Annotated in this window: 14 protein-coding genes and 1 pseudogene; 7 read left to right on the top strand and 8 right to left on the bottom strand. The window is 71.4% G+C overall.

The features are described 5' to 3' along the window. Positions 1 to 12: 12 nt before the first annotated feature. A complete protein-coding gene (locus tag ACWFRU_RS26080) occupies positions 13 to 414 on the bottom strand; it encodes a YchJ family protein (RefSeq protein WP_453690594.1) in 402 nt (133 codons plus the stop codon). Positions 415 to 434: 20 nt separating this feature from the next. Then, the gene (locus ACWFRU_RS26075) at positions 435 to 1,136 is read right to left on the bottom strand and encodes a FadR/GntR family transcriptional regulator (RefSeq protein ID WP_453445034.1); all 702 of its coding nucleotides are present in this window, start codon (positions 1,134 to 1,136) and stop codon (positions 435 to 437) included. 189 nt (positions 1,137 to 1,325) lie between these two features. On the opposite strand from ACWFRU_RS26075, the gene ACWFRU_RS26070 reads away from it, so the two are divergent. Together ACWFRU_RS26070 and ACWFRU_RS26065 are read left to right on the top strand one after the other, a co-directional pair. After that, the gene (locus tag ACWFRU_RS26070) at positions 1,326 to 1,835 is read left to right on the top strand and encodes a gluconokinase (protein ID WP_453690593.1); all 510 of its coding nucleotides are present in this window, start codon (positions 1,326 to 1,328) and stop codon (positions 1,833 to 1,835) included. Between the two features lie 71 nt (positions 1,836 to 1,906). After that, a complete protein-coding gene (locus tag ACWFRU_RS26065) occupies positions 1,907 to 3,304 on the top strand; it encodes a GntT/GntP/DsdX family permease (RefSeq protein WP_453690592.1) in 1,398 nt (465 codons plus the stop codon). A 63-nt stretch (positions 3,305 to 3,367) separates the two neighbouring features. Here the strand turns inward: ACWFRU_RS26065 and ACWFRU_RS26060 are convergent, their stop codons facing one another. The 5 genes and pseudogenes from ACWFRU_RS26060 to ACWFRU_RS26040 all read right to left on the bottom strand — a co-directional run bounded on the left by ACWFRU_RS26060 (position 3,368) and on the right by ACWFRU_RS26040 (position 9,115). Beyond that, positions 3,368 to 3,880, bottom strand: a complete 513-nt coding sequence (locus tag ACWFRU_RS26060; RefSeq protein ID WP_453690733.1) for a cytochrome b/b6 domain-containing protein — start codon at positions 3,878 to 3,880, stop codon at positions 3,368 to 3,370. Between the two features lie 34 nt (positions 3,881 to 3,914). After that, positions 3,915 to 4,502 (bottom strand): annotated as a pseudogene (locus ACWFRU_RS26055) (molybdopterin-dependent oxidoreductase); the annotation flags it as partial. A 172-nt stretch (positions 4,503 to 4,674) separates the two neighbouring features. Further along, on the bottom strand, positions 4,675 to 6,249 hold the full coding sequence (locus ACWFRU_RS26050; RefSeq protein ID WP_453690591.1) for an APC family permease: 1,575 nt from the start codon (positions 6,247 to 6,249) through the stop codon (positions 4,675 to 4,677). 39 nt (positions 6,250 to 6,288) lie between these two features. Continuing rightward, positions 6,289 to 7,248, bottom strand: coding sequence for a hypothetical protein (locus tag ACWFRU_RS26045; protein ID WP_453690590.1), 960 nt, complete (start codon positions 7,246 to 7,248; stop codon positions 6,289 to 6,291). Positions 7,249 to 7,459: 211 nt separating this feature from the next. Then, positions 7,460 to 9,115: an FAD-binding dehydrogenase gene (locus tag ACWFRU_RS26040; RefSeq protein ID WP_365820829.1), complete on the bottom strand. Its 1,656-nt coding sequence runs from the start codon at positions 9,113 to 9,115 to the stop codon at positions 7,460 to 7,462. A 128-nt stretch (positions 9,116 to 9,243) separates the two neighbouring features. On the opposite strand from ACWFRU_RS26040, the gene ACWFRU_RS26035 reads away from it, so the two are divergent. Genes ACWFRU_RS26035 through ACWFRU_RS26015 form a run of 5 tightly spaced genes read left to right on the top strand, consistent with a single transcriptional unit; the run spans position 9,244 to position 11,954 of the window. Next, positions 9,244 to 9,870 carry a TetR/AcrR family transcriptional regulator gene (locus ACWFRU_RS26035; protein ID WP_453690589.1) on the top strand — a complete coding sequence of 209 codons (627 nt, stop codon included), beginning with the start codon at positions 9,244 to 9,246 and terminating at the stop codon, positions 9,868 to 9,870. Next, on the top strand, positions 9,867 to 10,640 hold the full coding sequence (locus ACWFRU_RS26030; RefSeq protein WP_453690588.1) for a glucose 1-dehydrogenase: 774 nt from the start codon (positions 9,867 to 9,869) through the stop codon (positions 10,638 to 10,640). Before ACWFRU_RS26035 ends, ACWFRU_RS26030 begins: the two co-directional genes overlap by 4 nt. Positions 10,641 to 10,677: 37 nt before the next feature. Beyond that, positions 10,678 to 11,223, top strand: a complete 546-nt coding sequence (locus ACWFRU_RS26025; protein ID WP_453690587.1) for an NUDIX hydrolase — start codon at positions 10,678 to 10,680, stop codon at positions 11,221 to 11,223. A gap of 9 nt (positions 11,224 to 11,232) precedes the next feature. Beyond that, positions 11,233 to 11,625 (top strand): YidH family protein, encoded by a 393-nt coding sequence (locus tag ACWFRU_RS26020; protein ID WP_361052801.1) that lies wholly within the window; start codon positions 11,233 to 11,235, stop codon positions 11,623 to 11,625. Beyond that, positions 11,613 to 11,954 carry a DUF202 domain-containing protein gene (locus ACWFRU_RS26015; protein WP_453690586.1) on the top strand — a complete coding sequence of 114 codons (342 nt, stop codon included), beginning with the start codon at positions 11,613 to 11,615 and terminating at the stop codon, positions 11,952 to 11,954. The genes ACWFRU_RS26020 and ACWFRU_RS26015 overlap by 13 nt, the downstream gene beginning before the upstream one ends. A gap of 24 nt (positions 11,955 to 11,978) precedes the next feature. Here ACWFRU_RS26015 and ACWFRU_RS26010 read toward each other — a convergent pair whose 3' ends face one another. Continuing rightward, positions 11,979 to 12,935 carry an NADP-dependent oxidoreductase gene (locus ACWFRU_RS26010; RefSeq protein ID WP_453690585.1) on the bottom strand — a complete coding sequence of 319 codons (957 nt, stop codon included), beginning with the start codon at positions 12,933 to 12,935 and terminating at the stop codon, positions 11,979 to 11,981. Positions 12,936 to 12,966: the final 31 nt, after the last annotated feature.

The following is a 12,966-nucleotide window of genomic DNA, read 5'->3' as shown; positions in this document are numbered from 1 at the left end:
GGCCCGCCGGCCCTAATCGATGAAGGCTCCGTCGACGTAGACCCAGGCCCCGTCGAGGCGCTCGAAGCGGCTGCGCTCGTGCAGGGCGTCGGGGCGACCCCCGTCGGTGTAGTGGGCCCGGAACTCGACCGTGCCGGTGGTGTGGAACGCGGTCCCGTCAGCCGTGTCCAGGATGTCCAGACCGACCCAGCGCATCCCCGGGTCGAACTCGACGCGGGGCGGCCGGGTGCGAGGGTGCCAGGTGCGCAGGAGGTACGCCTCGTCCCGGACGGCGAAGGCGCAGTACCGCGAGCGCATCAGCTCCTCGGGTACGGCGGCCGCGGCCTCGCCCCGGTGCAGCCGCCCGCAGCACTTCTCGTACGGCTGGGGGTGACCGCAGGGGCAGGACTTGGCAGCGGGGGCATGGCGTGACATGCGGACCATTGTCCCCGACGCTACGGGGCGAGGATGTCCAGCTCGTGCAGCGCACCCACCGCGATCTCCCGCGTCAGCTCCTCCGCGCGCGCCGGATCGCCTTCCCGCACCGCCTCCGCGAGCCTGACGTGCAGGGTGACGGCGGCCGGGTCCGGGTCCTCGAACATGACCTGGTGGTGGGTGCGGCCCGCGAGGACCTCCGCGACGACGTCGCCGAGGCGGGCGAACATCTCGTTGCCCGACGCGTTCAGGACGATGCGGTGGAAGTTGATGTCGTGGAAGAGGTAGCCCTCCAGCTGCTGGCCCCGCGAGGTGGCGACCATGCCGAGGGCGCATTCGGTGAGGGCGGCGCACTGCTCCGGGGTGGCGTGCTGGGCGGCGAGCCCGGCTGCGGCCGGTTCGATCGCCGAGCGCAGGACCGTGAGGGAGCGCAGCTGGCGGGGCCGGTCGGCGCCCGCCAGGCGCCACCGGATGACCTGGGGGTCGTAGACGTTCCACTCCGCGGTGGGCCGCACCGTCACACCGACCCGGCGCCGGGACTCGACCAGGTGCATCGACTCCAGGACCCGCACCGCCTCGCGCACGACGGAGCGTGACACCTCGAAGCGCTGGGCCAGCTCGTCCGTGCGCAACACGCTGCCCGGCGGGTACTCGCCGCCGGTGATGGCGGGCCCGAGGCTTTCCAGTACGCGAGCGTGCAGCCCACGGGCCTGATCGGTCATGTCGTCAGGGTATGTGGGGACCCGCGGGAACAAAAAGTCAGACTTTTGTGTCACAGCCTCTTGAATTTGTCAGACCTAATGGGTTTCAGTGACGTGAACGAGCCACGGGTCTCCCCCGTCCCGTGGCTCGTTCCGGACCGATGGCTCGTTCCGGACCGATGTCGAAGAAGACAGCGAGGCAGCACAGCGATGAGCACCCCCCACGTCGTCGTGGTGATGGGCGTGGCAGGAACCGGCAAGACAACAATCGGTCCCCTGCTCGCGGCACAGCTCGGCGTTCCCTACGCCGAAGGCGACGACTTCCACCCCCCGGCGAACATCGCCAAGATGTCGGCCGGGACCCCGCTGACCGACGACGACCGCTGGCCGTGGCTCGATGCCATCGGTGCCTGGGCCCACGGCAGGGCCGGACTCGGCGGTGTGGTCAGCAGCTCGGCGCTGAAGCGCAGCTATCGCGACCGGCTGAGGGCCGCGGCCCCCGGCGTCGTCTTCGTCCACCTCACCGGTGACCGGGCCCTCATCGAGGACCGGATGTCGCACCGCCAGGGCCACTTCATGCCGACGGCCCTGCTCGACTCGCAGTTCGCCACCCTGCAGCCGCTCGGCGCGGACGAGGCGGGCGTCGCGGTCGACGTCACCGGAAGTCCGGAAGAGATCAGCGAGCGCGCCTTCGAGGCCCTGGGCGCGCTCGACCAGTAGTCCCCCGAAGTTCCCGTAGGTCCCCGCAGCTTCCCCCGCACCCCCCTCCCCTGACGTACAAGGAAGACACCGTGACCAGTCTCAGCGTTGAGATGCTGGCAGCGGACGCCGTCGAGCCGATCACCTCCGCTGGCCATGCCCAGCTGGGTATCGCCGTCCTCGCGGGCATCGCCGTCATCGTCCTGCTCATCACGAAGTTCAAGCTGCACGCGTTCCTGGCCCTGACCATTGGTTCGCTCGCCCTCGGCGCCTTCGCGGGCGCCCCGCTCGACAAGGCGATCGCCAGCTTCACCACGGGTCTCGGCTCGACGGTCGCGGGCGTGGGTGTGCTGATCGCGCTCGGCGCGATCCTCGGCAAGCTGCTCGCCGACTCCGGCGGCGCGGACCAGATCGTCGACACGATCCTCGCCAAGGCGGGCGGGCGCTCCATGCCGTGGGCGATGGTCCTGATCGCCTCGGTGATCGGGCTCCCGCTCTTCTTCGAGGTCGGCATCGTGCTGCTGATCCCGGTCGTCCTGATGGTCGCCAAGCGCGGCAACTACTCGCTGATGCGGATCGGCATCCCGGCCCTGGCCGGTCTGTCCGTGATGCACGGGCTCATCCCGCCGCACCCCGGCCCGCTGGTCGCGATCGACGCGGTGGACGCGAACCTCGGCATCACCCTCGCGCTCGGCGTGCTCGTCGCCATCCCGACGGTGATCATCGCCGGACCGGTCTTCTCGAAGTACGCGGCGAAGTGGGTGGACGTCCCCGTCCCCGAGAAGATGACGCCGCAGCGTCCTTCGGAGGACCTGGAGAAGCGTCCCGGGTTCGGCGTGACGGTCGCGACCGTGCTGCTGCCCGTCGTGATGATGCTGGCCAAGGCCCTGGTCGACATCATCGTCGACAACCCCGAGCACACGGTTCAGCGCGTCTTCGACGTCGTCGGATCGCCGCTGATCGCGCTGCTCACCGCGGTCATCGTGGGCATGTTCACGCTGGGCCGTGCGGCCGGCTTCACGAAGGAGCGTCTCTCCACCACCGTCGAGAAGTCGCTCGCGCCGATCGCCGGTGTGCTGATGATCGTCGGTGCGGGTGGCGGCTTCAAGCAGACGCTCATCAACTCGGGTGTCGGCAAGATGGTCCTGGAGATCTCCGAGGACTGGTCGATTCCGGCGCTGCTGCTCGCGTGGCTGATCGCCGTGGTGATCCGCCTCGCCACGGGTTCGGCGACCGTGGCCACCATCTCGGCCGCGGGCCTCGTGGCACCGCTGGCCGCGAACATGAGCGACACGCATACGGCGCTGCTCGTGCTGGCCATCGGAGCGGGTTCGCTCTTCTTCTCGCACGTGAACGACGCGGGGTTCTGGCTGGTGAAGGAGTACTTCGGTATGAGCGTCGGGCAGACGATCAAGACCTGGTCCGTGATGGAGACGATCATCTCCGTGGTCGCGGGCGGGTTCGTTCTTCTGCTGTCCCTGGTGATCTAGCGGGGGTCGGAGCATCCTCAAGCGCCGGACGGGCCGGAATATTCAGCCCGTCCGGCGTTTGCCTTACTTGCGCCACAGCGGATGCCGACGCTCCGCCCACTCCGCGTCCACCGACCCGGTCCGCATCCCCCGCCGCGCCTCCGGGTCCGCCCACGCCATCCCCACGTGACCGGCGATCACCACGCCGAGCGCCAGCGCCAGCCAGTCGTGGACGAACGTGCTTCCCGTGCGCCAGGCCAGCGGGGCGAGGTCCGTGAACCACATCAGCAGGCCCGTGCCCAGCATCACCAGGACCGCCCCCGCCAGCCAGCCCGCGTACAGCTTCTGGCCCGCGTTGAACTTCCCCGCCCTGCGGTGCGGATTCCGGCGCCGCAGCCAGGCCCTGTCGTGCGGCCCGAAGCGGTTCAGGAGGCGCAGGTCGCCGCGGAAGGCCCGGGAGGCGAGGCCCGCCAGGAAGGGGGCCGGGAGCAGCAGACCCGACCATTCGTGGACGGTCACCACCAGCGCGCGGCGCCCCACCAGCTCGGCGAGCTGCGGAAGGTAGAGGCACGCGGCGGTCGCGACGCAGACCCCCATCAGGAGGGCCGTCACCCGGTGCACCCACCGCTGCGCCGGGCTCCACCTCGTCCGTGAGCGTGATCCCGGAGAGCCACTTCGCCGACTTGTAGAAGTACATGGGGGCGACGTAGAGGCGGGCCGGGCCGCCGTGGGTGTGGCCCAGGTCCTTGTCCTGCATGCGCAGCGCCACCAGGACGTCCGCGCGCCGGGCCTGCTTCAGGGTCAGGCTCTCGCTGTACGTCCCGTCGAAGCAGGTGAAGCGGACGGCGCGGGCAGTGGGGCGTACGCCTGCCGCGTCGAGCAGGCGGGAGAGCCGCACGCCCTCGAACGGCGTGCTCGGTACTCGCCAGCCCGTCACGCACTGGACGTCACGCACGAGGCGGGTCTGCGGCAGGGCGCGCAGCTCGGCCGGCGTGTAGTCGGTCTCGCGTTCCACCAGGCCGTCGATCTTGAGGCGGTACGTCGCCGCGTTCTTGTGCGGGACGGACGCGGCCACCGAGTAGTAGCGGAAGCCGCCGCCGTTCGGGAGCAGGTCCGTCAAGCCCGTGGGGTCCTTGTCGGAGGCGGCGCCCAGGAAGGCTTCCAGGCCCCGCTGGAGCGGTGGCGCGGCGGCCACGCCCAGGGCACCGAGGCCGAGCATGCCCAGGACCAGCCGGCGGCCGACCGGCGCGCCGCCGCCGTGGTCCTCTTCGGGCGGGTGCTGAGGGGAGGTCGTCACCCCTCGATTCGAGCACCCGCGGCCCCCGGGGTACAGGGGCAGCGGGTGTCCGTCAGCGTTCCGTCACATTCGGCGGGCCCTTTTGCTCGCCCGGCTACTCGCCCGGCGTCTTCGCCGCCTTCTCCAGCTGGAACGCCTCGTTGCCCAGACCGATCCGTGCGTGCGCCTCCGGCTTGGTCGAGCGCAGGAACAGGCCGTAGAGCACGCCGATCAGGGCGGCGAGCAGGATGATGCCGGGCAGCACCCAGCTGAGCGCCGAGCCGGAGTCGGCGCCGACCAGGACGTCGAAGTCCTTGACCGTGTAACCCGCGATGACGAGCAGGCCGACCGCGGCGAGCGCGGACGCGGTGATGCGCCAGGCCTGGGCGCGCGCGGCGCCGCGCCGCACGAAGAAGACGATGACCGCGACGGACGCCGTGGCCATCAGGAGGATGACGCCGAGGGCGCCGATGTTCCCGCCCCAGGTGAACAGGTGCAGGACCGGGGCGGTCGGGTCGCCGAACGGGCCGTCGTCGGTGACCGCGAAGGCCACGACGATCAGCACGGAGATGACCGTCTGGAGCAGCGAGCCGGTGCCGGGGGCGCCGGTCGAGGTGTTGGTCCTGCCGAACGCGGCGGGCAGCAGCCCCTCGCGGCCCATGGCGAAGGCGTAGCGCGCGACCACGTTGTGGAAGGAGAGGATCGCCGCGAACATGCCCGTCACGAACAGGACATGGAGTACGTCGGTGAAGGTGCCGCCGAGCCGGGATTCGGTGAGCCCGAAGAGCAGCCCGGCGCTCTGTTCCTGCGCGGCGGAGACGATGTTGGAGGGGCCCGCGGCGACCGAGAGCGCCCAGGAGCTGATCGCGAAGAAGATCGCGACGAAGCCCACCGCGAAGAACATCACGCGGGCGACGACGACCTGCGGGCGGTCGGTCTCCTCCGCGTACACGGGGGCCTGCTCGAAGCCGGTGAAGGCGGCGATGCAGAAGCAGAGCGAGGTGGCGACGCCCGCGCCCGTGAGGGTGTCGAAGTGGAACGCCTGCATGGACAGGCCTTCCTTGGCCGGGTCCGCGATGGCCGCGATGTCGAAGATGACGACGAGCGCCACCTCGATGAGCAGCAGCACGCCGAGGACACGCGCGTTCAGGTCGATCTTCAGCCAGGCGAGCACCGCGACGACGGCCACGGTGACGAGTGCCGGTATCCACCAGGCGACTTCGACGTCGAAGTAGGTGTGGAGCAGCCCGGACACCTCGAAGCCGAGGAGGCCGTAGAGCCCCGCCTGCAGCACGCTGTAGGCGACGAGCGCGACCAGCGAGGCGCCCGCGCCCGCGGTGCCTCCCAGGCCCCTCGATATGTACGCGTAGAAGGCGCCGGCGTTGTGGACGTGGCGGCTCATCTCGGCGTAGCCGAAGCTGAACAGGCCGAGGACCACACCGAGGATGAGGAAGAGCAGCGGCTGTCCGACCACACCCATCACGCCGTATGTGGTGGGCATGACACCGGCGACGACCATGAGCGGCCCGGTCGCCGCGAGCACGGACAACAGGAGGCCCGCCGTGCCGAGGCGGCCGGCGCGCAGTGCCGTCTCCTGACCCTTGTACGTGCTGATCCCGCCGGCAGCGCCCTCGGCGGCTTTGCTCGCGGGTCTCGTGTCGCTCGTGCTGCTCGAACTGCCCGTCGCCATGGCGCGGTTGTCCTTTCGAATCGCCGGTTGGTGCGTGGGTCAGGCGGAGCCGAGCGCGGCGCCGCGCGCGGCGGTGAACGCCTTGTACGGGTCCCGGTCCGGGTACGACCAGGGGGCTCGGGTCGCGTGCCGCCCGATGCGGTGGAAGAGGGCGGCCGCCTCGGCCGCCCGGCCCTCGCAGAACTTGGCGTGGGCGAGGAAGTTGAGGTCGACGAGGCCGCGCGGGTGGACCCTGGCCGTGGGCATCTGCCACTCCAGCCACCAGTCGAAGGCGGCCTTCATGACCTGCCGGGCCCGGCGCCCCGTCCAGTGCTCGGAGGCCGCCGGGTTCACGGGCTCGCTGCCCGCGGCGGCCAGCACGCGGTAGCGCTCGGCGTGGGCGATGACCGGCAGGACCGCCAACGGCGAGTCCTCGGGCGCCTGTTCGGCCGCCCAGGCGGCGAAGTCGTACACCTCGTGCAGCGGGTCCTGGCCCGCGGCGGGGCGCCGCTCGGCAAGCCTGGCCACCATCAGGTGGTGGGCGTGGTGGTGCTCGGGGTGCCGGTGGCGGACCTCGTCGAAGAGCCGGACGACGTCCTCCTCGCGGCCGAGTGAACGCTCCAGGGTGAGCAGCGCGAGCCACGGCGTGGGGTCGACGGGCAGCAGCGCGGCCACCTCACGGCAGGCCTCGCGCGCCTTCTCCGAGCGCCCCTTGCCGCGCAGCGCGAGGTGCACCGAGGCATAGGCGAGCAGCACGAGGACATCGGTGCTCTCCGGCTCGGCGAGCCGCCAGTCACGGGCCCAGGCGGTGGTGGTGGGCTCCTGCGCGAGTACGTCGAACCGGTGGCCCCTGCGGTCCCAGTCGTCGCCGGTGGCGGCGAGCAGCGCGCGGACCTCGGTCCAGCGGCCCTGGGCCAAGGCGGTGCGGGCGTCCACGAGTTCGGCGTCGTCGAGTGCGGGGTCGAAGGCGTAGGCCGCTCGCTTGCGGGAACGGCCCAAGGGGGGTGGGGGTGGTGACACCGCGGGACTTCCTCCCCGGCGCGGCTCGCGTACGGATGATCACGCACAGCAAAGCGGTAGGCAGCCCTCCAGTCAAGGTCTGCCTTACCCGGGCCCCTTCACCAACTCGTTTCAGAACCTTAAGACTTCACCCCCCACCTGCGGTGTTGGCCGACAGGACACGATTCGGACAAGCGGCGACGATCACGCCACGACGCGACGAACGCGGCGTTCAGCCAACGGACTTGGCTGCCGCCCGGCCCGCGGTGCGCCCCGAGAAGAGGCAGCCGCCGAGGAAGGTGCCTTCGAGCGAGCGGTAGCCGTGCACTCCCCCGCCGCCAAAACCGGCCGCCTCTCCCGCCGCGTACACACCGGGCAGCGGTTCGCCGCCCTGGGCCAGGACGCGCGAGGACAGGTCGGTCTCCAGGCCGCCGAGGGTCTTGCGGGTGAGGATGTTGAGCCGCACCGCGACGAGCGGGCCCGCCTTGGGGTCGAGGATGCGGTGCGGGGCGGCGGCCCTGATGAGCCGGTCGCCGAGGAACTTGCGGGCTCCGTGGATCGCGGTGACCTGGAGGTCCTTGGTGAAGGGGTTGGCGATCTCGCGGTCGCGCGCGGTGATGGTGCGGCGCAGCGCGGCCTCGTCGATCAGGGGCTCCTTGGTAAGCGCGTTCATGCCGCGCACCAGGGAGGAGAGGTCCTTCTCCACGACGAAGTCGGCGCCGTTGTCCATGAACGCCTTCACCGGGGCCGCCACGTCCGCGCGCGCCCGGTCGATGACGCCGCGCACGGACTTGCCGGTGAGGTCGGGGTTCTGTTCGGAGCCGCTGAGCGTGAACTCCTTGCCGATGATGCGCTGGTTGAGCACGAACCAGGTGTATTCGTACCCCGACTTCATGATGTGTTCGAGCGTGCCGAGGGTGTCGAAGCCGGGGAAGAGCGGCACGGGCAGCCGGTCGCCGCGCGCGTCGAGCCAGAGCGAGGAGGGGCCCGGCAGGATGCGGATGCCATGGTTGTCCCAGATGGGGTTCCAGTTCTGGATGCCCTCGGTGTAGTGCCACATGCGGTCGCGGTTGATGAGCCGCGCGCCCGCGTCCTCGGTGATGCCGAGCATCCGGCCGTCGACGTGCGCGGGCACCCCGGAGACCATTCGCTCCGGCGGGGTGCCGAGACGCTCGGGCCAGTTGGCGCGCACGAGGTCGTGGTTGCCGCCGATGCCGCCGGAGGTGACGATCACCGCCTGGGCCCGGAACTCGAAGGAGCCGGTGACCTCGCGGCTGCTGGCCGTGCCGCGCTCGGCGTCGGAGGGTTCGAGGACCTCGCCGCTCACGGTGTCGACGCTGCCCGCGCTGCGGGACAGGGCCGACACGCGGTGGCGGAACTTGAGCTGTACGAGACCGCGGGCCACGCCTTCGCGCACTCGGCGCTCGAAGGGGGCGACGAGGCCGGGACCCGTGCCCCAGGTGATGTGGAAGCGCGGCACGGAGTTGCCGTGCCCCTGCGCGTCATAGCCGCCGCGCTCGGCCCAGCCCACCACGGGGAAGAACCGCACGCCCTGCCCGTACAGCCAGGGCCGCTTCTCGCCCGCGGCGAAGTCGACGTACGCCTCGGCCCATTTGCGGGGCCAGTGGTCCTCGGGGCGGTCGAAGGCGGCCGTGCCCATCCAGTCCTGGAGGGCCAGGGCGCGGGAGTCCTTGATGCGGAGCCTGCGCTGCTCCGGGGAGTCGACGAAGAAGAGCCCGCCGAAGGACCAGTGCGCCTGGCCGCCGAGCGACTGCTCGGGCTCCTGGTCGACGAGGATGACCCGGCGGCCCGCGTCGACGAGTTCCGCGGTGGCGGCGAGGCCGGCGAGGCCCGCGCCGATCACGATGACGTCTGCGTCGTAGGCCATCCGGGGGTTCCTCCTAAGCAGGGGCTTACTGGTGAGTCAGATCCTGAGTAACCACGGGAGCGGCGTCAACCGTCTGGCTCCTGGAACAGCGCCTCGCTTTTAATAATGGCCAGCATTACGTTGACCTCATGGCCAGGACCTCAGGACCCGAGACCCGCGAGAAACTGATCCGTGCGGGCGAGGAGGTGTTCGCCGCGCAAGGCGTGCACGGCGCGCAGCTGCGGGACATCGTGCGGCTCGCGGGACAGAGCAACCCCTCCGCCGTGCAGTACCACTTCGGCAGCCGCGCGGGCCTCCTGGACGCCGTCATGGCCGAGCGCCAGTCCCGTACGGAGAAGATGCTCACCGCCGAGCTGGACCAGGCGGCGGACGGACTCCGGGGGCTGCTCACGGCCCTGGTGCACGCGGAGGCCACCGAGCTCCGCTCGGGCCGCGGCCGCCGCTGCCTGCGCATCTCGGCCCAGCTCAGCCACGAGAGCGGCGTCCGCACCCGCACCCCGCACCCGGCCCTCGACGGCACCGTCTACTGGGGTCTGATCGGCCGCGTGGAGGACTGCCTCACCGACCTCCCCGAGCCGCTGCGGCTGGAGCGCCTCGACCTCGCGCTCACCCTGATCGGCGCCGCCATGGCCGACCGCGCGGGCCAGTACCTGGCCGGCACCACCCCCCTGACCGACGAACCGCTCTTCCTCGCGGATCTCGTCGAGACCACCACGGCCCTGCTTCGGGCCCCCGTCCAGCGGAGAGAACCATGAGCGCAGCGCACGACCTCACCGGCAAGACCGTCGTCATCACCGGAGCCGCCCGCGGCCTCGGTGCCGAGGCCGCACGCCAGGCGGTCGCCGCCGGTGCCAACGTCGTCCTGACCGACGTGCTCGACAAGGAGGGCGAGGTCACCGCCGCCGAGCTCGGCGAGCGCGCCCGCTTCGCGCACCACGACGTGACGTCGGAGGAGGACTGGCAGCGCGTCGTGGCCCTCGCGGTCGCCGAGTTCGGCGGGGTGCACGGCCTGGTCAACAACGCCGGTATCTCCACGGGCCAGTTCCTGGAGTCGGAGTCCGTCGAGCACTTCCGCAAGGTCCTCGACATCAATCTCACCGGCGTCTTCATCGGCATGAAGAGCGTCGTCCCGGCCATGAAGGAGGCCGGCGGCGGCTCCATCGTCAACATCTCGTCGGCGGCCGGGCTCATGGGCCTGGCGCTCACCGCCGGTTACGGCGCGTCCAAGTGGGGCGTCCGCGGCCTCACCAAGATCGGCGCCGTGGAGCTCGGCACCGCCCGCATCCGCGTCAACTCCGTCCACCCGGGCATGACGTACACCCCGATGACCGCGCAGGTGGGCATCGAGAGGGGCGAGGGCAAGTACCCCAACACCCCGATGGGCCGGGTCGGCGAGCCGCACGAGATCGCGGGCGCCATGGTCTTCCTGCTCTCCGACGCCGCCTCGTACGTGACCGGCGCCGAGCTCGCCGTCGACGGCGGCTGGACCGCGGGCCCCACCGTCAAGTACGTCATGGGGCAGTGAGACCGGCCGCTCGGCGGGGTGGGGTTGGATGGACGGCATGACGACGAACAGCCGGACCGTGCCCGATCCCCCCGATCCCAGCGAAGAGATCCTGTCCATCGTCGACGAGAACGACGAGGTCGTCGGCGAGGCCCCGCGCGGTGAGGTGTACGCGCGCGGCCTGCGCCACCGTTGCGTGTTCATCCAGGCACGGGACGCCGAGGGCCGCGTGTTCGTGCACCGCCGCACACCGGTCAAGCTGGTCTTCCCCTCGATGTACGACATGTTCGTCGGCGGTGTCGTCGGGGCCGGCGAGTCCTACGACGACGCCGCCCTGCGCGAGGCGGAGGAGGAACTCGGCGTCCACGGACTGCCGCGGCCCACACCGCTGTTCAAGTTCCTGTACGAGGACGGCGCGGGCCACAGCTGGTGGTCGTACCTCTACGAGGTGCGCTGCGACCTGCCGGTGGACCCGCAGGCCGAGGAGGTCGCCTGGCACGCCTTCCTCAGCGACGAGGAGCTGGAGCAGCGCCTCGGCGAGTGGGACTGGGTGCCGGACGGGCTCGCGGCGTACGAACGGCTGCGGGAACATCGCGCCAGCTAGGGTCGGCAAGTGAGCAACTTCGTACAGAGCCTGCGTCTGTGGTTCGCGCCCGAGCGGATCCGTGACGAGGGCGACACCCCCGACTACCGCTTCTCGCTCGCCAACGAGCGCACCTTCCTCGCCTGGCTGCGCACCGCGCTCGCCCTCATCGGCGGTGGTTTCGCGGTGGACCAGTTCCTGCCGGACCTGCGCTGGGGGTGGCGCATCGGGCTCGCACTCGCCCTGCTCGCCGCGGGCGTGCTCAGCTCGTTGCGCGCGGTCAACCACTGGGTGCGCTGCGAGCGGGCGATGCGGCGCGGCGACGATCTGCCCGTCTCGCGCTTCCCGACCGTCCTGAGCCTGGCCGTCGCGGTCGTGGCGCTCGCCATGGTCGTCGTCGTGCTCTTCGGGTGGGAGGGGTGACCGACCGGGGCGAGGGGGCCGTTCCCGCGCGCGATCCGGGGCTGCAGCCGGAGCGCACCCGGCTCGCCTGGCGGCGTACGACGCTGTCGTGCACCGTCGCCGCGGTCCTCGCGGCGCGCGCCGCCCTCCAGGAGGGCACCACCGCGGTGGCCGTCGTCGCCTGCGCCCTCTGCCTGCTTTTGTGGCTCGGTTTCCTGGTCGTGGCGCACCGCAGGATGACCGAGCTCGCCGCGAGCAGCAGGCCGCCGCGGCTTTTGGCGCGGGCCGCGGCGACGGCCGCGCTGTGCACGATGGCGCTGGCGGTGTGCGCGACGGCCATGGTGTTCTGAGCGGCCCCTCGGGATGCACGGCCCTCAGTGCTGGGAGGGGCCGTCCTCCGCCGTCCAGTCCACCGTGACGACGATCTTGCCCCGGGTGCGGCCCTCCGCGTTCAGGCGGTACGCGTCCGCCGCCCGTTCCAGCGGGAACGTCTCGGAGACGTGGACCGTGACGACGCCCTGCTCCACGAGCTGCGTGAGGCGCCGGAGGTCGTCCGCGTCCGGCCGTACGAAGCAGTAGTGGCCGCCGAGGCCGATGACCGCGCCGTCCGCGATCGAGGCGAGGCGGCCGTCGGGCGCGAGGAGGTCGGCGGACACCTTGAGGGTGTCGCCGCCGACCGTGTCGAAGGCCGCGTCCACCCCGTCCGGGGCGAGGGCCCGCACGCGGTCGGCCAGACCGTCGCCGTAGGTGACCGGCTCCGCGCCGAGTTCCCGCAGGTAGTCGTGGTTGCGCTCGCTCGCGGTGCCGATGACGCGGGCGCCCGCGTGCCGGGCCAGCTGGACGGCGATCGAGCCGACGCCACCGGCCGCCGCGTGCACGAGGACGACCTCGCCCTCGGTCACCGCGAGCGTCTTGACGATCACCTGATAGGCGGTGAGCCCGGTGAGCGGCAGGCCCGCGGCCTCCTCGAAGGTGAGGTTGCGCGGTTTGCGGGCCAGGGTGCGCACGGGGGCCGCCACGTACTCGGCGAAGGTGCCGCGGGAGAGGAAGTCCTCGCGTACGTAGCCGATGACCTCGTCCCCCACCACGTACTCCGGGACGGAGGCGCCCGGCTGCACCACGACGCCCGCGACGTCCCAGCCCGGGATCACCGGGAAGACGGGGTCGAGGATGCCGTCGAGATGCCCGCCCATGCACTTCCAGTCGACGGGGTTCACCGAGGCGGCGCGGACTTTCACGAGGACGGAGTCGGGGCCGACCTTGGGGTCGCGCACATCGCCGTACTCGAGGACTTCGGGGCCGCCGTACCGGCGGTAGCTGATCGCCTTCATGGGGTCGGCTTCCTGGGAGCGCCTTCGTGGA

The sequence above is a fragment of the Streptomyces sp. NPDC055099 genome (assembly GCF_053607685.1).
Note: the sequence above shows the minus strand (reverse complement) of the source record. Positions and strands in the feature narration are given on the sequence as shown.